The 20,760-nt window shown below is 59.3% G+C and carries 19 protein-coding genes; 13 read left to right on the top strand and 6 right to left on the bottom strand.

Annotated elements, in window-relative coordinates; translation table 11 throughout:
* The first annotated feature begins 247 nt into the window (after positions 1-247).
* The 4 genes from E1297_RS26030 (at position 248) to E1297_RS26015 (ending at position 4,738) form a co-directional block, all read left to right on the top strand.
* The gene (locus E1297_RS26030; protein WP_155143416.1) at positions 248-1,864 is read left to right on the top strand and encodes an APC family permease; all 1,617 of its coding nucleotides are present in this window, start codon (positions 248-250) and stop codon (positions 1,862-1,864) included.
* A 106-nt stretch (positions 1,865-1,970) separates the two neighbouring features.
* Positions 1,971-3,299 (top strand): adenylosuccinate lyase, encoded by a 1,329-nt coding sequence (gene purB, locus E1297_RS26025; RefSeq protein WP_155143404.1) that lies wholly within the window; start codon positions 1,971-1,973, stop codon positions 3,297-3,299.
* Between the two features lie 6 nt (positions 3,300-3,305).
* Positions 3,306-4,055: a metallophosphoesterase gene (locus E1297_RS26020; RefSeq protein WP_155143403.1), complete on the top strand. Its 750-nt coding sequence runs from the start codon at positions 3,306-3,308 to the stop codon at positions 4,053-4,055.
* A gap of 134 nt (positions 4,056-4,189) precedes the next feature.
* Positions 4,190-4,738, top strand: coding sequence for a BA14K family protein (locus E1297_RS26015; RefSeq protein WP_244327889.1), 549 nt, complete (start codon positions 4,190-4,192; stop codon positions 4,736-4,738).
* Positions 4,739-4,874: 136 nt separating this feature from the next.
* Here E1297_RS26015 and rpe read toward each other — a convergent pair whose 3' ends face one another.
* The 3 genes from rpe to E1297_RS26000 form a co-directional block, all read right to left on the bottom strand.
* A complete protein-coding gene (gene rpe, locus E1297_RS26010; RefSeq protein WP_155143402.1) occupies positions 4,875-5,540 on the bottom strand; it encodes a ribulose-phosphate 3-epimerase in 666 nt (221 codons plus the stop codon).
* 98 nt (positions 5,541-5,638) lie between these two features.
* Positions 5,639-6,388: a DUF2259 domain-containing protein gene (locus E1297_RS26005; RefSeq protein ID WP_155143401.1), complete on the bottom strand. Its 750-nt coding sequence runs from the start codon at positions 6,386-6,388 to the stop codon at positions 5,639-5,641.
* A 50-nt stretch (positions 6,389-6,438) separates the two neighbouring features.
* Positions 6,439-7,410 (bottom strand): Na+-dependent transporter, encoded by a 972-nt coding sequence (locus E1297_RS26000; protein WP_209016001.1) that lies wholly within the window; start codon positions 7,408-7,410, stop codon positions 6,439-6,441.
* A gap of 286 nt (positions 7,411-7,696) precedes the next feature.
* Here E1297_RS26000 and E1297_RS25995 point away from each other — a divergent pair, with 286 nt between their 5' ends.
* Complete coding sequence (locus E1297_RS25995) at positions 7,697-7,972, top strand: PepSY domain-containing protein (RefSeq protein ID WP_155143400.1); 276 nt, start codon at positions 7,697-7,699, stop codon at positions 7,970-7,972.
* Between the two features lie 43 nt (positions 7,973-8,015).
* Here the strand turns inward: E1297_RS25995 and E1297_RS25990 are convergent, their stop codons facing one another.
* On the bottom strand, positions 8,016-8,495 hold the full coding sequence (locus E1297_RS25990; RefSeq protein WP_155143399.1) for an Lrp/AsnC family transcriptional regulator: 480 nt from the start codon (positions 8,493-8,495) through the stop codon (positions 8,016-8,018).
* 150 nt (positions 8,496-8,645) lie between these two features.
* On the opposite strand from E1297_RS25990, the gene E1297_RS25985 reads away from it, so the two are divergent.
* Positions 8,646-12,155: an indolepyruvate ferredoxin oxidoreductase family protein gene (locus tag E1297_RS25985; RefSeq protein WP_155143398.1), complete on the top strand. Its 3,510-nt coding sequence runs from the start codon at positions 8,646-8,648 to the stop codon at positions 12,153-12,155.
* A 20-nt stretch (positions 12,156-12,175) separates the two neighbouring features.
* On the opposite strand, the gene E1297_RS25980 is transcribed toward E1297_RS25985, so the two are convergent.
* Positions 12,176-13,180, bottom strand: coding sequence for a P1 family peptidase (locus E1297_RS25980; RefSeq protein ID WP_155143397.1), 1,005 nt, complete (start codon positions 13,178-13,180; stop codon positions 12,176-12,178).
* A gap of 62 nt (positions 13,181-13,242) precedes the next feature.
* A complete protein-coding gene (locus E1297_RS25975; RefSeq protein WP_244327888.1) occupies positions 13,243-13,767 on the bottom strand; it encodes a flavin reductase in 525 nt (174 codons plus the stop codon).
* Between the two features lie 402 nt (positions 13,768-14,169).
* Here E1297_RS25975 and E1297_RS25970 point away from each other — a divergent pair, with 402 nt between their 5' ends.
* From E1297_RS25970 to E1297_RS25940, 7 genes are all read left to right on the top strand, one after another.
* On the top strand, positions 14,170-15,105 hold the full coding sequence (locus tag E1297_RS25970; protein WP_155143396.1) for a branched-chain amino acid ABC transporter permease LivH: 936 nt from the start codon (positions 14,170-14,172) through the stop codon (positions 15,103-15,105).
* A gap of 3 nt (positions 15,106-15,108) precedes the next feature.
* A complete protein-coding gene (gene livM / locus E1297_RS25965) occupies positions 15,109-16,443 on the top strand; it encodes a high-affinity branched-chain amino acid ABC transporter permease LivM (protein ID WP_155143395.1) in 1,335 nt (444 codons plus the stop codon).
* Positions 16,440-17,285: an ABC transporter ATP-binding protein gene (locus E1297_RS25960; protein WP_155143394.1), complete on the top strand. Its 846-nt coding sequence runs from the start codon at positions 16,440-16,442 to the stop codon at positions 17,283-17,285. Before livM ends, E1297_RS25960 begins: the two co-directional genes overlap by 4 nt.
* A complete protein-coding gene (locus E1297_RS25955; protein ID WP_155143393.1) occupies positions 17,282-18,013 on the top strand; it encodes an ABC transporter ATP-binding protein in 732 nt (243 codons plus the stop codon). Before E1297_RS25960 ends, E1297_RS25955 begins: the two co-directional genes overlap by 4 nt.
* 9 nt (positions 18,014-18,022) lie before the next feature.
* Complete coding sequence (locus tag E1297_RS25950) at positions 18,023-18,391, top strand: DUF6867 family protein (protein ID WP_155143392.1); 369 nt, start codon at positions 18,023-18,025, stop codon at positions 18,389-18,391.
* A 166-nt stretch (positions 18,392-18,557) separates the two neighbouring features.
* The gene (locus tag E1297_RS25945) at positions 18,558-19,658 is read left to right on the top strand and encodes a branched-chain amino acid ABC transporter substrate-binding protein (protein ID WP_155143412.1); all 1,101 of its coding nucleotides are present in this window, start codon (positions 18,558-18,560) and stop codon (positions 19,656-19,658) included.
* Between the two features lie 578 nt (positions 19,659-20,236).
* Positions 20,237-20,734 (top strand): VOC family protein, encoded by a 498-nt coding sequence (locus tag E1297_RS25940; RefSeq protein ID WP_155143391.1) that lies wholly within the window; start codon positions 20,237-20,239, stop codon positions 20,732-20,734.
* Positions 20,735-20,760: the final 26 nt, after the last annotated feature.

Below are 20,760 nucleotides of genomic sequence, written 5' to 3'. Positions count from 1 at the left end.
GCGTTGTTGCACTTCGCGGCTGAATCCACCTTATGCAGCCCAACCCCCTCCCAAAGGTTCAGGTTTGCCGCGGAGGGGATACCTCTGCTCCCGGTCTGTTTGATGTCTTCGGGAACAGTGCGGACCGCAGCCTGATGGTCTCGGGAAAAATCTGGGCTTTCATTTGTCGGCGAGTCACGGTCTTAATGACGGATACGGCGAGAATGGCCGCCACAGGTCGCTTCGGGAGGTCCGGCACTTGGCACATATGCAACGCAATATCGGACTGTTGGGTCTGACTTTCGTCGCCGTGAGCGGGACCCTCGGCTCCGGATGGTTGTTCGCTCCCCTCTTGGCGGCGCAAATGGCGGGACCTGCCGCCGTGCTTGCGTGGGTTCTGGGTGGTCTCGCAGTGCTCCTGTTGGCTGTGACATATGCGGAGATCTCGACCTTGCTTCCGGTGGCGGGCGGGATTGGCCGTATCCCGCATTTTTCTCACGGGTCCGTTGTGTCCGTGATGATGGGCTGGACAGCCTGGGTCGGCTACACGGCAGGAACTGCCGTGGAAGTGGAAGCGATCCTGCGATATTCGACCGGAATTGCGCCATGGTTGTATAATGGAACCAAGCTGACGCTTGCAGGGCAAATCACATCCTGCGCCCTCCTCGCTTTCTTTGTTGTTGTCAATGCCATTGGTGTCCGCTTCTTCACACAGCTCAATACCGGCCTGACGTGGATCAAGATCTTTTTCCCGGCATTGCTTGTGGTTGTGATCGTGTCCACCGATTTCAATACCGCAAATTTTGGCGGGCAGTCCGGGTTCGCTCCTGCAGGTGCCCACGGGATCTTGACCGCTGTTTCGGCCGGTGGGGTGGTCTTTTCCCTGATCGGTTTCCGGCAAATCATCGACATGGCGGGTGAAGCCAAGAATCCCAAGGTCAATATTCCCCTCGCTTTGGTCTTCAGTATCGTCATTTGCGTTTTGATCTATGCCGGTTTGCAGGTCGCCTTTGTGGGGGCTGTGGACGTAAACGATTTGGCCAACGGTTGGTCCGGGCTTCATTTTCCAAGCGAACTGGCTCCGATGGCGCTGATTGCGACGGCAGCAGGGGGCGTGTGGCTCGGCAGCGTGATGAACATGACCGCACGTCTGTCCAGCTTTGCAGCGGGCCTTGTGAATTTCGGATCTACAGCGCGCCTCGGCATGGCGATGGCTCACAACGGGCTTTTTCCGCCGTTCATGCAGAAACTGTCGTCCCGAGGTGTTCCGCTCATGTCGCTTGCCGTCAGCTACCTTGCGACCTCTGCGCTTTTTTTCGCCCTTCCGTTCAATCAGGTCGTGACGTTGACGACAGCCTCGCTTGTGTTGTCCTTCGCGGCCGGCCCGGTGTCTGTTGTCGTGTTCCGGAAATTGCTTCCGGACGCGCCCAGGTCGTTCAAATTGCCATTTGTACAATTGACCGCTGGTGCTGCATTTGTCGTGGCAACCCTGATCATCTACTGGACCGGCTGGGCTTCCATGCTGCACCTTTCCCTAAGTGTCCTCGCCGGTCTTGGTATCATGCTGGTGAGCCGGTCGTTCGGGGCGGTGGAGAGGCTGGATTGGCGCTCGGCAGCCTGGTTGGGGCCCTATATCGCCGGCATTATCATTTTTTCCTATCTCGGGTCTTTTGGGGGAGGCACAGGCATTCTTCCAATGGGCGTGGACATGGCAGTGATCGCCGTTTTTGCCGTGATCATCTTTATATGGGCGGTGAGGTCTGGATTGTCTCAGGATCAGTTTGACACGTACATGCGGCAGGAGCAGCGGTTCGAGGTCATCGAATACGGCCGTGATGAAACCCCGGATTTCGTCGACAAGGTGAAGCTTGACGGCAGCCGGTGACAGAGGTGCGCATACTTCGGTACGGAACCCGCCGCAGGCGCATTGAGATACGACCCGACCTCTGCTAGACCGCGCGCAACATCACCGAAAGCAATGAGGATGGTCGATGATCCCGCGCTATTCGCGTCCAGACATGGTCGCTATCTGGTCTCCCGAAACCAAGTTCCGAATCTGGTTTGAAATCGAGGCGCATGCCTGCGATGCTCTTGCCGAACGGGGCGTCATTCCTAAGGAAGCCGCCAAGACCATTTGGGACAAGGGCGGCAGTGCCGAGTTCGACATCGACCGCATCGATGAAATCGAGCGTGAGACCAAGCACGACGTCATAGCGTTTCTCACACATCTGGCCGAAATCGTCGGCCCCGACGCCCGCTTCGTGCATCAGGGCATGACCTCGTCGGATGTGCTTGACACCTGCTTCAATGTTCAGCTGGTCCGCGCAACGGATCTGCTGCTCGCCGACATGGATGCGCTGCTGGCTGCCATCAAGCGCCGGGCATTTGAGCACAAGGATACGGTCTGTATCGGCCGATCCCACGGCATTCACGCCGAACCGGTCACCTTCGGCCTGAAAATGGCGGAGGCCTATGCCGAGTTCGACCGCTGCCGGACCCGTCTTCTCAACGCCCGCGAAGAGATCGCGACCTGTGCAATTTCCGGCGCCGTCGGCACCTTCGCAAACATCGACCCGGCGGTCGAAGAGCATGTTGCCAAGGCAATGGGGCTTCAGGCCGAGCCTGTGTCCACCCAGGTGATCCCGCGTGACCGTCATGCGATGTATTTCGCGACCCTTGGCGTGATCGCCTCCTCGATCGAGCGCGTGGCCACGGAAATCCGCCATCTGCAGCGCACCGAGGTTCTGGAAGCGGAGGAGTTCTTCTCCAAGGGCCAGAAGGGGTCTTCGGCCATGCCGCACAAGCGCAATCCGGTCCTGACCGAGAACCTGACCGGGCTGGCCCGGATGGTGCGCGGCTACTCGATCCCGGCCATGGAAAATGTTGCCCTCTGGCATGAGCGCGATATCTCCCACTCGTCTGTCGAGCGGATGATCGGCCCGGATGCCACCGTGACCCTCGACTTTGCCCTGGCACGCCTGACCGGCGTCATCGACAAGCTGGTCGTCTATCCGGATCGGATGATGGGCAATATGGACCGGCTGGGCGGGCTGGTGCATTCGCAGCGCATCCTGCTTGCCTTGACCCAGGCAGGTTCCTCGCGTGAGGACGCCTACCGGCTGGTTCAGCGCAATGCCATGAAGGTCTGGGACAGCTACCAGGTTTCGGGTGCGGCCGGTGTGGATTTCCTCTCCGAGTTGCTCAAGGACCAGGATGTGCGCGAATATCTCTCCGAACAGGAGATTCGCGATCGCTTCGATCTCGGATACCACACCAAGAATGTCGACGTGATCTTCAAGCGCGTCTTCGGGGAGAGCTAGTCCTTCATGAAAATCGCAGTTGTTTCCGACATCCACGGCAATCTTCCGGCCCTTGAAGCCGTTCTGGAAGACCTCGAGCATGAAGCCCCGGACGAAACTGTCAATCTGGGCGATTGCGTTTCGGGGCCGCTGTGGCCGGAGGAAACGGCTGCGGTTTTGAGACAAACCGGCTGGCCGACCGTGCGCGGCAATCATGACCGGGTGGTCGTGTCCGCCCGCAACATGCCGCGCCGGACTGCCGACGGTTTTTCCTTTGCGCTCCTGTCGGAGGAAAGCAAGGCGTGGCTGCGCGACTTGCCGGCCACCCTCCGGTTGACCGACGAGATTTTCCTGTGCCATGGCACGCCGGAAGTCGATGATGTCTATCTGACCGAGGAGATCACCGGACCCAAGGGGCATTTGCCGGACGAGCAGACAATTCTCGAAGCCTTGGGCGGCGAAAGCTCCCCGGTTATTTGTTGTGGCCACACCCATATTCCAAGGGTGATCCGGCTTTCGAAAACCGACCAGACTATCCTCAATCCGGGCAGTGTCGGTCTGCCGTCCTACGACGACAGCCACCCGCTGCGGCACAAGATGGAAATCGGCAGCCCGCATGCCCGTTATGCCTTGATGCGCAAGACCAGCGCGGGCTGGAGCTTTACCGAAAAGGTGCTGCCCTATGATTGGGAAAAGGCGGCAATCGAGGCAGAGCGCAACAGCCGCCCGGATTGGGGCCGCTCCTTGCGTCACGGCTTTTTCGGTCCGCTGTCCTGAAGTCGGGAACCCTTGTCCCGGGCAACAAGGGCAGCTTCAGGCAAGCCTCTTTTTTTACGCTCTCCATCCGGTATTCCTGCAAATATGCTTTGCGTCGCGGCGTTCCTTGCCGAAGAGGCGCATCGGAGGATTGTATGCTGTCGAAAAGATCCTGGATTCGGGCAATCGCGGCCCTGGCGCTGCCGATGGCATGGACTTCCGGCTCCACTGCGGCCGATCTGTCGGCGCGGCAACCGGCACCGCCTCCGCGCGTGATCTATGTCGAGCCGGTTCAGCCGAAGGCGTATCTGCCTCCCGCATACAATTCCCCGGGCCCGCGCTGGCAAAGCGGTTACTACGGGCATGGCTGGAAGCGCTATAATGGCTGGTGGTTCCCGCCCGAAGGTTTCACCTTCAACACGGTGCCGCCGCGCTATGCGCCGCCCATTCCCTATGCTCCCGGTCTGACCCTTGAGGCCCCCGCCGGGGAGACAACCGTTGTCGAGACCGAGGTTGTCACCGTCGCGCCGGCTCCGGCTCCGGTTCCGGCTCTGGCGGCCCCAGTCCCCCTGGCCGGCGAGCTCCGGGTCAAACACGTCAATTGGTGCCTGGGCAAATACCGGTCCTATCTGGTTGCCGACAATACCTATCAGCCTTTTGAGGGGCCCCGGACCATCTGCAGATCGCCCTACTGGCGGGGTTAAGCAAGGCGGGACTTGTCACCGCCCAACCATTATCGGTGCGAATTGGTGCCGCTGGCCTCCGCCGTTACACGGGGTGAAGGCAGCGGCGTATTTTTTGAAACAGCGGCAATTGAGCCCCGCTGCGTCCCGGATCTGGTTAGCTGACGGCTTTCCGGATGGCGGAGATGTTGTCGCGGTAGCTTTCGACCGATCCGCCCTTGAAAACCGCAGAACCGGCCACGAGAACATTGGCACCGGCCCGGGTGACCAGGGGAGCGGTCTCAGGGGTGATGCCGCCATCGATCTGGATGTCGATCGGGCGATCTGCGATCATGGACTTGATCCGGCGCACCTTTTCGACCATTGCGCCGATGAATTTCTGTCCGCCAAAGCCCGGGTTGACGGTCATCACCAAAACAAGGTCGAGCCGGTCGAGGACATATTCCAGCACGCTTTCCGGGGTCGACGGATTGAGCGACACACCGGCCTTCTTGCCGAGATTGCGAATCGCCTGCAGCGAGCGGTCGAGATGCGGGCCCGCCTCGGCATGGACCGTAATGATGTCGGAACCGGCCTTGGCGAAGGCTTCGAGATAGGGATCGCAAGGGGCGATCATCAAATGGGTGTCGAAGACCTTGTCCGTGTGCGGGCGCAATTTGGCAATCACGTCCGGGCCGAAGGTGATGTTCGGGACAAAATGGCCGTCCATGACATCCAGATGGATCCAGTCGGCACCGGCTTCGACAACATCGCGAACCTCCTGCCCGAGTTTCGAAAAGTCGGACGCCAGGATCGAGGGGGCGATGGTGATTTCTTGGGACATGGGGCGCTCCGCGCGAAAAGATCTGTGGTCGGACGCCCGCTATCATGCAGACCGCCCGGAAACAAGACGGGCTGCTCCGCTCAAATCGGTTTAGGCCTCTAGAAGGTGCCGGTGATCGCCAGAAAACGGCCGTCCGGACCTTCAAAGCCATGCCGTGAAACATGCACAAGGATCGCAAGGACAGGTGGCCCGCCATCGGGGAAATGCGTGATCACATGGGCGATGCGATAGCCGGTCGGACAGCCGCGGCTTTTGGGAATGGCCTTGTCGGCATGCCGGATCGTCGGTTCACCCTGATAAACCGTTGTCAGTTGAAAGCCCCTGGTTTCAGCGCCGTAGCTGGCACAAGCCGCATCGGCAAGGGGGTATTCCGCAAGCAGGACTTCAAGCGGCGGATCAATCGGCGGGACCACGGCACGCGGGTTCACTGTCATCTTGAAGGGATCGGCCGACAGTTCTGTGACCGGATTGCTGCCGACTGTTTCCCCAGCCTGCGAGATCTTTGTATCGGACAGAAGGGTTTGGGCCGTCTGGCGGTTCGCCGTTCGTGTTTGGGCCAGCAGGCTGTCCGGGTCGTATCCCTGGCTGCCATCGATCTCGTCGCGGCGGCGGAAGGGAGACGGGGACACCCACCGGTCTTGCGGAACGTCGACGACGAAAATCTCCGAATAGGGAAAACCGGATCCGTCCTGAATGCCATAGTGCTCGAATGCGAAGTGGTTTCCGTCTTCCGAAAACCCCAGAATCTCAAGCCGGGCCTGATCTCCGGCGGAGGCGTCAGGCGCGGGAACAAACAGGCAAAGGGAAAACAGGATGATGTATGGAATGCGCTCAAGTGCCGGCAGCATGGGATACCTCCCTTGTCAAATCGAAAGCCTAGCGCGTCCCGGATCGTGTGTCAGGTTTTTGTTTCTTCTGCCGGGGCGATGAAGCGGCGCACCAGCGGTTTGAGGAGCAAGGGCAAGGTAAAGGTCGGAAACTGGGCCAGCGCAAACCAGAGCCAGGTGAATTCAGGCAGACTGCCGTGGAAGGCCGCAACCAGAAGCCCGAGATTTCGGGTGGCAGCCGAATGCGCGATCGCAAAAGCATCTGCGCGGGGCAGGAACGAGAACACCAGCATGGTCAGACCCAGCTGCAGGAAAGCCACCAGATAGGTAAATAAAGTGATCAGGACGGAAAACACGGGCCGATCCAGGAAGTTTGCGGCAACGCTGTCCATGGCCGCAATGGCGAAGAACAGCAAAAGGATCACATTCAGCCCGTCGATCTGACTGGAATAGCCACGGATGCGATCCTTTCCCGTCACGCGTCTCAAAACTGAAGCAATTGCAAACGACCCGATCAGCAGCCATCCCAGCTGAAAGGCCAGCATCCACGGATCAAGCGGCAGATCCGCTCCGGCCATCAATTCCGCGAGGAAGGGGGCTGAGAGTGGCGTTACCACGACACAGGCGACAAGAACTGTCAGGCTGAATGCACCGTTCAGGCCCATCAGATAGATGAAGGCCGGGGCTGACATGATCGCAGGCGGGGCCATCGCGATAAAGACCGCGAGCATCACGTCGTCGCCGAGCGCCGGAAGCCCGAGGGCATGAGCTGCGGCAAGTGCGAGCAATGGCAAGACCACCATGATCCATAGACTGGCGCACACCAGCAGAAACGGCCTTTTCAGGTGTTTTGCGGCAGCCGCCGGATCGAAACGCAGGAAGGCCAGTATCAGAAGGAGAAACACCAGGAGTGTGAGATAGGGACGGATCACGGCGGAAAGGGCTGGCAAGGACACGCCAATGAAAACGCTTGCGGCAACGGCCGTGGTGCCGCGTTGCCCGATCCAGCTCAGCAGGGAAAGCACTCCATTGACCACGCTCACTTGCCTTTCCAGTCGAGGGGGCTCCGGTCTTGATCGGTGTCTTGAAAGCAGAGACTAAATGTGCGCGTGGGGACGCACAAACGAACGGAACCTTGAAAATGTGCCTTTGAGTTTTTGCAGGGTCGCCTTTTAATTGCAGGAGACTATATGGCAGACATTATCGGTACCGCGCTTCCTGATGGTTTTTCTGATGAAGATTTCCTGAATTTAATCAATTCGGCATTGATGTGGTATTTTTGTTGGGGAAATACTTTTGGGAAATTGATTTTTGTTCGGGAGGAAGAAGATGGGCCTTTTCAGGCGAACACTGCCTGTTGTTGTCTTCGGCGCCACGATTGGTCTTTCGTCGGCAGGCGCGGCACAAGCGGAGGTGATGATGGGGGACAGGCTCGGCACCTCCGTTGGGGAAATCGCGACGGCTCTTGAAGCGCAGGGTTATATGATCCACGAAATTGACGTCTCGACCCGCCGGATCGAGGTCGAGGCGACCCTGAACAACCGAAAACTGGAAATTGATGTCGACCCGAAAACGGGGAATGTCATCAAGGTCGAGGATGACTAGAACGGACAATGCCGCTGAGGTCTCTCATGAGCCGGGTCGCTTGCTAGTTCTCTCGAAGTGGCAGAGCGACGGTGTCCTTGACCGTGTTGACCACGATTCGCGACTGAACGTCGGAAACAAGCGTGTTGTCGAGCAGCTTCAGCCGCAGGAAGTTGTCGTAGGCTTTGATGTCGTCGGTCACAACCTTGATCAGATAGTCGACGGCACCTGTTATGCGCTCGCACGTCACGACTTCCGGCCAGCGGTGGACCAGCTTGTCGAAGGTTTCCATATTGTCCCGGCTGGGCACCGCAAGCTTGACGAAGGAATAGGCGACAAAGCCGAGACCAACCGATTCGCGGTCTATGACAGCCGTGATTTGCCTGATAATGCCTTGTTCTTTAAGCTTCTTGATACGGCGCCAGCAGGGCGTCTGGCTCATACCGGCTTCCTTTGCGATTTCGGCAATGGATAGCGATGCGTCACGTTGCAGGACCCGCAAGACGCGGATGTCGGATGGATCGAGAAGATATCTTTCGGTCATGGCTCTGGAAGGAAAAATTTCTGCGTTGTTTTGGGTGTTGGGGAGTACGTTAGCACAGAATTTGCCGCTGAAAAGGATGATATTATCTCAACAGTAAGCGGTCGGGACGAGGGGCCGTTTATCATCCTGTTTCATTGAGGAGGGAACCTGATGAATGTGCATGTGCCGTCAGTCACGCTTGACGACAAATATGTCGCGACCAGCGGGCAGGTTTACCTGACCGGGATCCAGGCGCTTGTTCGGCTAACCCTTGATCGTGCCAGGTTCGACAAGGCCGCAGGGCTGCATTCGGCAGGATTTGTCTCCGGCTACCGCGGGTCTCCGCTTGCCGGGTATGACACGGAGTTGATGCGTGCCGCGCGCCATCTGGAGGCCCATGACATTGTCTTCAAGCCGGGCGTGAATGAAGAGTTGGGGGCGACTGCTGTCTGGGGCTCGCAAAAGCTCAGGGGGCCGGGGCGCAACACCGATTATGATGGGGTGTTCGGCATCTGGTACGGCAAGGCGCCCGGTGTGGACCGGGCAGGCGATGCCCTGAAGCAGGCCAGCGCGTCGGGGACCGATCGCAATGGCGGGGTCCTGGCGCTTGCCGGCGACGATCATCTGGCCAAGTCGTCTATCCTTCCTGCGCAAAGCGAGTTTTTCTTCGAACACGCGGAAATTCCGGTTCTCAATCCCTCCGACATTCAGGACGTGCTCGACTTCGGCATGCATGGACTGGAAATGTCACGCTTTTCCGGGGTCTGGACTGCCCTGATTTGTGTCGCGGATACCATGGACGCGTCCGCAACGATCAATATCTCGGACGGCAGGTTGCGGCTGACACGGCCCTTGACCGGCGATCCGCGCAAGGACCAGAAGATCAACCGGGACCTGCTGCTTGGTAACAGGCTGGAAACAGAGCGGCTGTTGCGCGACCTTCGGCTGCCGGCCGCACAGGCCTATGTGCGCACCAATGCGCTCGACCGGGTAACGTTTGGCGCAAGACGCCGGGTGCGGCTCGGTCTGGTTGCAACCGGCAAGGCTTACCGGGACCTGCGTCAGGCACTCGACCTGATGGGCATCGACGAAGACAAGGCACGGGCGCTGGGGCTGGCAGTCTACAAGGTGGCCATGGCCTGGCCGCTGGAACCGGAAGGACTGACCGAGTTTGCACGCAGCACCCAAAGGCTGCTGGTTGTCGAGCACAAGCGTGCCTTCCTGGAGCGGCAGATCAAGGAAATCTCCTATCACTGGCCGGAGGCGAGCCGTCCCGAAATCTGGGGCAAGCGCCGGCCGAACGGAACGCCGTTCCTGTCGGATGTTCTGGAACTGTCGGTGGCCGAGATCATTCAGGGATTGATGAACTGGCTGCCGGAAGAGGCGGTGACCGAGCAGATGCATCAGGTCGCGGACCGGATGACCAATCAAGTCATGTGGGCGCAGGGCCATGCAGAGCGTGCGGTCCGCACACCCTATTTCTGTTCCGGATGCCCCCATTCGACGTCCACGGTGACGCCGGAGGGGTCCCGCTCCCTGCCCGGCATCGGATGTCACGCCATGTCGGAAATTGCGGGCCGGACCACCGAAGGCCAGATTGCCATGGGTGGGGAAGGCGTTTTGTGGGTCGGCCAAAGCCCGTTCTCGAATGACAAGCATGTCTTCGCCAATATTGGTGACGGGACCTACTTCCATTCCGGCATTCTGGCGATCCGGCAGGCCCTGGCGTCGAACGTACCGATCACTTACAAGATCCTCTATAATGACGCCGTTGCCATGACCGGCGGACAGACAGTCGACGGTACCCTGACAGTGCCGCAAATCACACGCCAGCTTGAGTCGGAAGGCGTCGAAAAAATCGCCGTCGTCAGCGAAAATCCGCAAACCTATGGCGGCTGGAGCAATCTTGCGCCTGGTACCACGGTTTTCCACCGCGACCATCTGATGGAGGTGCAGGAGGACTTCCAGACTTTCCCGGGTGTTTCGGTTATCATTTACGATCAGACCTGTGCCGCGGAAAAACGCCGCCGGCGCAAGCGGGGCACGTTTCCGGATCCGGACAAGCGGTTGTTCATCAATGATCGGGTGTGCGAGGGGTGCGGCGATTGTTCGGTGCAGTCGAATTGTCTGTCGGTCGAACCTCTGCAAACGCCGTTCGGCGAAAAACGCCGGATCAACCAGTCCAGCTGCAACAAGGATTTTTCCTGCATAAAGGGGTTTTGTCCCTCGTTTGTCGAAATCGACGGCGCAGAACTGAAAAAGGCGGAAAAGGCATCGGTGGATATTGATGCCCTGGTTGAAAGGCTGGATCAGCCGGACCTTGCCCCGCTCGACCGGACGTGGAACCTGCTCGTGGCCGGGATCGGCGGCATGGGGGTGACGACCTTGAGTGCCGTGATCGCGATGGCGGCGCATCTCGACGGCAAACAGGCCTCTACCCTCGACATGACCGGGTTGGCACAAAAGGGCGGACCAGTCACCTCTCATGTCCGGTTTGCCGCCGCCGACCGCACGATCGAGGGCCCCCGGGTTCCAACAGCCAGTCTGGATGTGCTGCTGGCGAGCGACGTGGTGGTTGCGGCCAATGCCGAGCAGCTGGCGCTCGCAAACCGCAAGAGCACAAAAACCTTTGCAAATACGCGGGTCGCACCGACGGCCGAGTTCGTGATGAAGCAGACGCTGTCTTTCGATGAAATGCGCATGGACAAGTCGCTGCGCGAGGCATCCGAACAGTATCTTGCAATGGATGTGGCGGGACTTGCGGAAAAGCTACTGGGAGATGCCATCTATGCCAATATGCTGCTGGTCGGCATGGCCTACCAAAACGGCGCGCTCCCGATCTCGGCAGGGGCCATTGAAGGTGCATTGACGCTCAACCGGGCAGCTGTTGAAACCAATATTCAGGCTTTCCGGGCGGGACGCGTACTGGCCGCTCGTCCGGAGCTGATCCTTGAGGCCTTGCCGAAAGAGAACAAGCCGGTTGCACGGTCTCTTGACGAGCAAATCGCCTTTTACGCCGGGGAGCTGACAGCCTATCAGGACGCGGCCTATGCTGAGCGGTATCTGGATCTGGTCAAGAAGGTCAAGCTGGCGGATAAAACCCATGGACCGGGTACCATGCGGCTGACCGATACGGTTGCCGCCATGCTTTACAAGGTCATGGCCTACAAGGACGAATACGAGGTGGCGCGCCTTTATTCCGACCCGGCCTTCAGGGCGAAGATCGCGGCGCAGTTCGCGAATCCGAAAAAGCTCAAGATCCATCTCGCGCCGCCGCTGATTTCGCGCCAGGTCGATCCAAAGACCGGCCGCCCGCAAAAGATCGCTTTCGGCCCTTGGATTTTCACGGCCTTCAATCTGATGACCCGTTTCAAATGGGCGCGGGGCAAGTGGTACGATCCGTTTTCAAAAACGGCTGAACGCAAGGCCGAGCGGGCCCTGATCGCTCAGTATCATGCGGATGTTCAGCACATCCTCGGCCGGATCGACAAGGCCAGCTACGGGCTTCTGGTCGAGATTGCCCGGGTGCCGGATCTGGTTCGCGGGTTTGGGCAGGTCAAGGAAGACAACATGGCAAAGGCCGCCCGCAAGCGTGACGTGCTGTTGAGCCAGCTTTCGACGACCGGCGATGGTTCAAATGGCGAAAGCGATCGTGGCGGCTACCTTGAAGCCGCGGAATGATACCGCTTCGGTTCAGCCGGTCAACGGCTGAACCGGCTGTGCCAGGTTGGGACCGGATCGCCGTCAGCGGGTGTTGCGTGGTAGATGCCGCGGGCAATGGCGCGCGCTAGACAGGAGGCTGCGGCCGCGCCGATCTGGACCATGTCCTCAAGCGCACGTTCGAGCTTCCTGTGGCCGGTCGACAGGGCAAAGACAAGATCACCATCCAGAGGCGTGTGGGCGGGCCAAAGCGCGCGTGACAGGCCGTCATGGGCCATGACGGAAAGACGCTTGGCTTCCGACTTGGTCAAGGTAGCGTCCGTGGCCACTGCCGCGATGGTCGTGTTGGCGCCAGCTTTCAGGGCATCGAGTTTTGTCCGCACATGAACCGCATCGGCCGGCAGGGCAGGGGGAAGACCGAGCCCGCCGAATTCGCTGTCCTGTTCGAAGGGGGCGGCCCAGAAATGCCGCGTGTCGCCGACGGTTGCCCGGCCAAGCGCATTGACTGCGACGATCGCGCCGACGGTGACGCCGTTTTCCAGGATCATGGATGCCGAGCCAAGTCCGCCCTTGAGATTGGCGGTTGTTGCCCCGGTTCCGGCGCCGACCGAGCCGAGCGCAAAGCTCTCGGACGCGGCATCCAGTGCTGCGCGGCCAAGATCGCGATAGGGGGCGGCTTCGCCCCAGCTCTTGTCTCCGCCATTGATCAGGTCAAACAGGATCGCGGTTGGAACAATGGGGACGCGCACCGGGCCAACGGCAAAGCCACGGCCAAGTTCGGCGAGGCGGCCCTGAACGCCGGCCCCCGCATCGAGGCCGAAGGATGAACCGCCAGCGAGCACGATGGCGTCGACCTTGTTGACGGTTTGTTCCGGCTCAAGCAGGGCGATCTCACGGGTGCCGGGTGCGCCGCCGTGAACCGCGACCGACGCGATTGCCGGTTCTTCGGGCAACAGCACCGTGGCGCCGGATTTCAGGCTTTGGTCCGAAGCGTTGCCAACGAGAAGGCCGGGAACATCGGTGATCAGATTTCGGGGACCTGGCAAGACATGCCTCCCGGTTTGAGGAGCATGTCACCTTAGCCGGAACTGCACGCAAAGGTCGAAGCTTATTTTTCGATCTGCTCGTAGCCGCGCTGGATATACAGGAGCGAGGTGCCGCCGGTCCGCATTCTCAGGTCGACGACCCTGCCGACAATGATGGAATGGGTTCCGACTTCCGAAACGCCCGAGATTTCGCAGTCGACCGACAGACGCGCGTCAGACAGGCCCGGACATCCGGTAATAAGCGGTATCCATTCGGCTTTGCCGAACCGGGCTTTCATGTCCAGTTGCTCCCGTCCCGCAAACGCATCGGACAGGTCCTGATGGCCGGCGCCGAGGGTGTTCACGCAAAAGACCCGGTTCTTCAGGATCGCGTCATGGGCCCGGGTCGTGCGGTTGACACAGACCAAAACACTCGCTGGTTCGTCGGTGACAGAACAGAAGGCGGAGATCGTAGCGCCTGAACGCCCGGCCGGGCCGTCGGTCGTGACCACATGGACGGCCGTGGCAATCCGGCTCATCGCATCCCGGAACCGCTCGGTGTCAAGCGGAAGGTTTGTGCTGTTTGTCTCTTGCTTATCGGAAGCCAAAAGGTGTCCTCAGGTCTTGGGTCTGTTTGCGGGCGTTGATCGGCCGGGCTTTGGCCGCCTGTTGCCCGCAGTGGTATTTACAGTCTGCGGAACTCGTTACGCAACTGCCCTGCGCGTCATGACGCTTTCGAGTTGTTTTCGGTTGAAGTCCTGTTTGTCAGAAGTTGATGATGAATACCTGACCTGTGTGATTCCCTACCGGTTATCCGGGGGTGTGCCGGGATGTGAAACGAATAAAATTTCTCAATGGTGGGTGATATCGAAATAATCTGTTTTTCTGAGGGCTGGGTGTTTCGAGGAATTGTTTCAGATGGCCCCTCTTGCTAATCAATTTGTAATGCGGGCCAAAGAGCCTCGTGAAAAACAAGTAGGCTGCAGCCTTCGGGGGTAACAACAAACAGCATGGAATATTTTCTCCAGCAGCTGATCAATGGCGTAACGTTGGGATCCATTTATGGCCTCATCGCCATCGGATACACGATGGTTTACGGCATTATCGGCATGATCAACTTCGCCCATGGGGACATCTTCATGGTCGGAGCCTTCATCGCACTGATTTTCATTGTCGCGCTCGGCATCACGGCGTCCCTGCCGGTGGCCCTTCTGGTTCTGGCGCTCATCGGGGTTCTTGTTGTCTCGATGGCCCTAACAGCTGCCTGGGGCTGGACGGTGGAGCGTCTGGCCTACCGGCCCTTGCGCGGATCGTTCCGGCTGGCGCCCCTGATCACCGCGATCGGGGCCTCGATTGCGCTGCAGAACTTCGTGCAGATTTCGCAAGGCGCCCGCAACAAGCCGCTTCAGCCGCTGATCCCCGGTGGTTTCAGCTTGAGTGACGGCGGGGCGGACGGATCCGGCTTTGCGGTTCAATTGTCCTATGCGCAAATCCTGATCATAGTGGTGACCTTGGCCCTGATGATCGGTTTCACGATGCTGATCAACAAGACCTCGCTTGGGCGCGCTCAGAGGGCGTGCGAGCAGGACCGCAAGATGGCGGCCCTACTGGGCATCAATGTTGACCGGACGATATCGCTTACCTTCGTCATGGGGGCTGCTCTGGCCTCGGTCGCCGGCCTCATGTTCCTGCTTTATTACGGTGTCATCGACTTCTATATCGGCTTTCTGGCCGGGGTGAAGGCCTTCACCGCCGCTGTCCTTGGCGGGATCGGATCATTGCCGGGCGCGATGCTTGGCGGATTGCTGATCGGCCTGATCGAAACCTTCTGGTCCGGTTACTTCACGGTTGAATACAAGGATGTCGCCGCGTTCTCGATCCTCGCGATCGTGCTGATCTTCATGCCCGAAGGCCTGCTCGGCAAGCCGGAAGTGGAGAAGGTCTGACCGATGGCAGCAAAATCCGAAAAGTTCCTCGTGGACTCTGTGAAAGACGCTGCAGTGGGGGGGCTTGTTGCCCTCGCCCTGTTCAGTGTCCTGATCGGCATGAAGGCGGAAATCGCCAGTGGTCTTGGCGGGCAGCTGGGTATCGAATACCGCTGGGCGGCGGTCGCCATCGCGGTTGCGATCGTCTTCGGGGGACGCCTCGTGCTGAACCTGTTCGTCTGGAAGGCGGACAGGCCGGCGACCGAAATGGCGCGCGGGTTCGTGCCAAGTTTCAAGGGGCTGGCTCCACTCGGCAAATACGCCATGCCGCTTTTCATTATTGTCGCAGTCGCCTTGCCGTTCATCCTGTTGTCAGCCTATGGCGCGCGGGGGTCCCGGCAGTATCTCGATCTGGCCATTCTGGTTGCGACCTATGTCATGTTGGGCTGGGGGCTGAACATCGTGGTCGGCCTCGCCGGGCTGCTCGATCTGGGCTATGTCGCCTTCTATGCGGTCGGGGCCTATTCCTATGCCTTGCTGGCCGAGTATTTCGGGTTCTCCTTCTGGATCTGTCTGCCGCTGGCCGGTATTCTTGCGGCCTTCTGGGGGATCATTCTCGGCTTCCCGGTCCTGCGTTTGAGGGGCGATTATCTGGCGATCGTGACGCTGGCGTTTGGCGAGATCATTCGCGTGGTTTTGCTGAACTGGTACGAATTTACCGGCGGCCCGGACGGGATCTCGGGCATTCCGCGGCCAAGCTTCTTCGGTCTGGAATTCAAGCGCGGGGAGGGCGGGTTCGCCGACTTCTTCGGGCTCGACTACAGCTCGATCCACCGGATCATCTTTCTCTACTACCTGATCGTGATCATGGCCCTGATCACCAATTTCGTGACCATGCGCCTGAGAAAGCTCCCCGTTGGCCGGGCGTGGGAAGCCTTGAGGGAAGACGAGATCGCCTGCCGGTCGCTCGGCATCAACACCACCAACACCAAGCTGACCGCCTTTGCGCTCGGCGCGATGTTCGGCGGTTTTGCCGGCTCCTTCTTCGCGACCCGTCAGGGCTTCATTTCGCCGGAAAGTTTCACTTTCATTGAATCGGCTGTGATTCTTGCAATTGTTGTTCTCGGTGGTCTCGGCAGCCAGGTGGGCGTTGTGATCGCGGCCGTGGTCATGATCGGCGGGTTCGAGTTTTTCCGCGGACTGGAGGAATACCGGATGCTGGTGTTCGGGCTTCTGATGGTCATCATCATGGTCTGGAAGCCGCGCGGTCTGATCTCGACCCGGGCGCCGTCCATCACCCTGAGCGGCAAGAAGGTCAAGGGCATCAGTGCGGATCTTGTTCAGGAGGGCCACGGATGACCTCCTGGAACACAAACCCCGTCCTGACAATCGAGCATCTGACCATGCGTTTTGGTGGGCTGGTTGCGATTGACGATCTGTCCTTCAATGTCGGACGCGGTGACATCACCGCGCTGATCGGCCCGAACGGGGCCGGCAAGACGACCGTGTTCAACTGTGTGACCGGCTTCTACAAGCCGACCGAGGGCCGGATCATCATGAACCGGTCCAATGGGGACCACTTCCTGCTGGAACGCATGCCGGATTTCAAGATCTCGGCCAGGGCCAAGGTCGCCCGTACGTTCCAGAACATCCGCCTTTTCGGCGGCATGACCTTGCTGGAGAACCTGATGGTCGCCCAGCATAATCCGCTGATGGTTGCCTCCGGCTACACGGTTGGCGGCATATTCGGTCTGGCGTCTTTCCGCCACGCCGAACAGGAAGCGGTTGAAAAGGCCCGCTACTGGCTCTCCAGGACCAACCTGATCGACCGCGCCGACGCACCTGCCGCCGATCTGCCTTACGGCGATCAGCGAAGGCTGGAGATTGCCCGTGCCATGTGCTCGGGGCCGGAGCTGTTGTGCCTTGATGAGCCGGCGGCCGGTTTGAACCCCAAGGAAAGCGCCGAACTGAATGCCCTGCTTCAGTATATCCGAAAGGAACACGGCACCTCGATCCTGCTGATTGAACACGACATGAGCGTTGTGATGGAGATTTCGGACCACGTGGTGGTGCTCGATTATGGCGAGAAGATCTCGGACGGCACGGCGGCCGAGGTCAAGGACGACCCGAAGGTGATCGCGGCCTATCTGGGGGTTCCGGACGAGGATGTCGATGCGGTGGAAGAGGAGGTCGGCATATGACAGCCTCCAACCATCTGCTTGAGGTCCGCAACGTGGAAACCCACTATGGAAAGATCATCGCCCTGCGTGGCGTCGATCTGACCGTCGACAAGGGCGAGATCGTCACCCTGATCGGTGCCAATGGTGCTGGCAAGTCGACCCTGATGATGACCATCTGCGGCACGCCGCAGGCCAGCTCCGGCGAGATCCTCTATGACGGGGAAGAAATCACCAGGGTGCCGACCCACGAGATCATGCGCAAGTCCATCGCCCAGTCCCCGGAAGGGCGGCGGATTTTCCCGCGCATGAGCGTGATGGAAAACCTGATCATGGGCGCGGAGACGGCCGGAAACGAAGACGTCGACGGCAGCCTTCAACGCGCCTTCGACCTGTTTCCGCGCCTCAAGGAGCGCCGGAACCAGCGCGGCGGGACCCTGTCCGGCGGCGAGCAGCAGATGCTGGCGATTGCCCGGGCCTTGATGTCCAAGCCGCGTCTTCTGCTGCTCGACGAGCCGTCTTTGGGGCTGGCACCGCTGATCGTCAAGCAGATCTTCGATGCGATCCGGGATCTCAACCGGAGCGACGGTCTGACCGTGTTCCTCGTCGAGCAGAATGCCTACCACGCGCTCAAACTGGCCCATCGCGGCTATGTGATGGTCAATGGCAAAATCACCATGTCGGGAACCGGCAAGGAACTGCTCGCCCGCGAGGATGTGCAGGCGGCATATCTTGAAGGCGGCAGGCACTAGGAGAGCGTCATGGGTATTGTTTACGAAACGGGCATCGGCGTTTTCCTGATCCTGCTTTGCGCGCTGGGCGGCGGGGCTGCCTGGATGACGGGACGGGCTTGCGCCAACACATGGCGGCCCTTGTTCGTCCTGTTCTGGTTTGTGTTCCTGTTGACGGTCGCGATCAGGTTCCTGACCTTCTCGCTGTTTGAAGGGACCTTGTTGTCGCTGCATTTCCTGGTTGTGGATTATGTTGTGCTGCTATGCTTTGGCCTGGCAGGCTGGCGCTTTACCCGCACTAACCAGATGACAACACAGTATGTTTGGCTCTACGAAAAAACGGGCCCGTTCACTTGGCGGTTGCGTGACGGCCAAACTGACCGTTACGCTGACGGCTGACGATTTACCAGGGGCGCGCTTTGCGCCAATGGGGAACCGGCCGGGACTTGGGCGACAAAAAACACAAAAACGGTCAAGCCCCGGCCACAATGGAAGCAGGTGCGCGAACCGGGCACCGGCTTCTTGTCCAAGATGGTCCAGATCACTGGAACCAGGGGAGTTGATGATGAAGAAGTATCTTTTGGCAAGCGTTGCCGCCGTGGCAGGTGCCGCCATGTCCACTGCGGCTCTGGCGGACATCGTGATTGCGACGGCTGGTCCGATGACCGGACAATATGCCTCCTTCGGCGCGCAGATGAAGGCCGGTGCCGAGCAGGCCGTCGCCGACATCAATGCGGCTGGCGGTGTCAACGGCGAGCAACTGGTTCTGGAAGTTGGCGATGATGCCTGCGATCCGAAGCAGGCCGTTGCGGTCGCAAACCAGATGGTCGGCAAGAACGTGGTCTTCATGGCCGGCCACTTCTGCTCCGGCTCTTCGATCCCGGCATCGGCTGTTTACGCCGAAGAGGGCATCATCCAGATTTCGCCGGCCTCGACCAATCCGAAGTTCACCGACGAGCGTCCGGGGCCCGGTGTCTACCGCGTCTGTGGCCGTGACGATCAGCAGGGCCAGGTTGCCGGCACCTATCTGGCCGAAGAGTTCGGCGACAAGAACATTGCCGTCGTTCACGACAAGACCGCCTACGGCAAGGGCTTGGCCGACGCAACCAAAGGCGTCATGAACGATCTGGGCAAGCAGGAAACCCTCTACGAAGCCTATACGGCTGGCGAGAAGGACTACACCGCGCTCGTATCCAAGCTGAAGCAGGAGAACATCGACGTTCTTTATGTCGGCGGCTATCACACTGAAGCCGGTCTGATGAAGCGTCAGATGGTCGATCAGGGCATGGACACCATTCTGGTTTCCGGGGATGCGCTTGTCACCGACGAATATTGGTCGATCACAGGCCCGGCCGGGGAAGGCACGCTGATGACCTTTTCACCGGACCCGCGCAAGAACCCGATTGCCGCGCCTGTCGTGAAGAAGCTTGAAGATGCCGGCAAGACGGCTGAAGGCTATGCGCTCTACACCTACGCCGCGATCCAGGCATGGGCGGATGCAGCCAACACCGCCAAATCCACCGAGTATGAAGATGTGGTCGAAGCGCTGAACACCGGTGAGTTCGACACGCTTCTCGGCAAGCTGTCCTTCGACGACAAGGGGGATGTCACGCTGCCGGGCTATGTCTGGTACGAGTGGAAAGACGGCCAGTACGACTACAAATAAGCCGAACCCCGGTTCGCTTGAAGGGACGCCAGTCCCTTTCACCCCGTCTGGAGAAATCCGGGCGGGGTCTTTTGTTGCCGGCAACCGGATGTTCGGACAACACGACCTTTAAGAAGGTCTTGTTTCGGCGGTGGCAATGACCGGGATTTCGATGGGGGAGGAGGCCGCACCAAACAAAGCAGGCTTGGAAGCTTTGAGAGGACGCTCGTCCGGTGCGGCCTATAGAGTATCATCATCAATCTTCAGGCAGCGCATGTATGGGGGAGAACAAGAGCTGCCAGTCATTGGGAGTGATATCTGACAAGCCAGTGACTACCATTGTAAAAAATAACAGATAGTGACGAGATTATTACAATTTCGCAATCATTGCATTGTTGAGGCTCTCCGGGGGGCGGATGAGCGTCTCGTCAAACACCACTTTGGCCAGGGTATCCGGAATTTCGATAGAGAAAGATCGTGCGCGCGGGCCGGGTTTGTGTGTGCTGTTTTGCTTTTTCACAGCGTCTGAAATAGCCGCTTGACCTCAACTTAACTTGAGGTGGCATGGTTCTCTCCATTGAAAATAAATGGAGAAAATCATGCTCGAAACAGCGGGGCAGACCCATCAGGCGCAGTCCGTCGCCAAGGAAATAATGGGTCTTTACGAAACTCATTTGCCTGTCCGTGATCTGGAGCGGTCCGTCGCATTCTACCGGGACATCGTCGGGCTGGAACTGGGCCGTATCATTCCCGGGCGCAAGGTTGCGTTTTTCTGGGCGGGTGGCAAGGAAACCGGCATGCTTGGACTGTGGGAAACCGGTTCGGCACCGCTGGCGATGAAACTGCATTTTGCCTTTCGTATGAGCGCCGAAGGGATCACGCACGCTTGCGAATACCTGAAGGCGCAGGGCGTTCAGCCTCTGGGCTTTGGAGGGCATCCCGTTGACGAACCGGATGTGATTGCCTGGATGCCTGCAGCGGTCGTCTATTTCAAGGATCCGGATGGCCATTCCATTGAGTTCCTGCATGTGCTGGAGGAACCTGCGCAGCCAGAGCTTGACAAGCTCCCCTTGTCGCGCTGGCGGCAGGAGGCCTGAATGTTCCTTGAAACACCGATACGGAT

It is taken from the genome of Roseibium sp. RKSG952 (assembly GCF_009711355.1).
Note: the sequence above shows the minus strand (reverse complement) of the source record. Positions and strands in the feature narration are given on the sequence as shown.

Excerpts from the sequence above, each read along its gene's own strand:
- E1297_RS25940 (WP_155143391.1), top strand. The coding sequence starts at position 20,237 with ATGCTCGAAACAGCGGGGCAGACCCATCAGGCGCAGTCCGTCGCCAAG.
- E1297_RS26015 (WP_244327889.1), top strand. The coding sequence starts at position 4,190 with ATGCTGTCGAAAAGATCCTGGATTCGGGCAATCGCGGCCCTGGCGCTG.
- purB (WP_155143404.1), top strand. The coding sequence starts at position 1,971 with ATGATCCCGCGCTATTCGCGTCCAGACATGGTCGCTATCTGGTCTCCC.
- rpe (WP_155143402.1), bottom strand. The coding sequence starts at position 5,540 with ATGTCCCAAGAAATCACCATCGCCCCCTCGATCCTGGCGTCCGACTTT.
- E1297_RS26030 (WP_155143416.1), top strand. The coding sequence starts at position 248 with ATGCAACGCAATATCGGACTGTTGGGTCTGACTTTCGTCGCCGTGAGC.
- E1297_RS26020 (WP_155143403.1), top strand. The coding sequence starts at position 3,306 with ATGAAAATCGCAGTTGTTTCCGACATCCACGGCAATCTTCCGGCCCTT.
- E1297_RS25945 (WP_155143412.1), top strand. The coding sequence starts at position 18,558 with ATGAAGAAGTATCTTTTGGCAAGCGTTGCCGCCGTGGCAGGTGCCGCC.
- E1297_RS25970 (WP_155143396.1), top strand. The coding sequence starts at position 14,170 with ATGGAATATTTTCTCCAGCAGCTGATCAATGGCGTAACGTTGGGATCC.
- E1297_RS25995 (WP_155143400.1), top strand. The coding sequence starts at position 7,697 with ATGGGCCTTTTCAGGCGAACACTGCCTGTTGTTGTCTTCGGCGCCACG.
- E1297_RS25990 (WP_155143399.1), bottom strand. The coding sequence starts at position 8,495 with ATGACCGAAAGATATCTTCTCGATCCATCCGACATCCGCGTCTTGCGG.
- E1297_RS25960 (WP_155143394.1), top strand. The coding sequence starts at position 16,440 with ATGACCTCCTGGAACACAAACCCCGTCCTGACAATCGAGCATCTGACC.
- E1297_RS26005 (WP_155143401.1), bottom strand. The coding sequence starts at position 6,388 with ATGCTGCCGGCACTTGAGCGCATTCCATACATCATCCTGTTTTCCCTT.
- E1297_RS25955 (WP_155143393.1), top strand. The coding sequence starts at position 17,282 with ATGACAGCCTCCAACCATCTGCTTGAGGTCCGCAACGTGGAAACCCAC.
- E1297_RS25950 (WP_155143392.1), top strand. The coding sequence starts at position 18,023 with ATGGGTATTGTTTACGAAACGGGCATCGGCGTTTTCCTGATCCTGCTT.
- E1297_RS25985 (WP_155143398.1), top strand. The coding sequence starts at position 8,646 with ATGAATGTGCATGTGCCGTCAGTCACGCTTGACGACAAATATGTCGCG.
- livM (WP_155143395.1), top strand. The coding sequence starts at position 15,109 with ATGGCAGCAAAATCCGAAAAGTTCCTCGTGGACTCTGTGAAAGACGCT.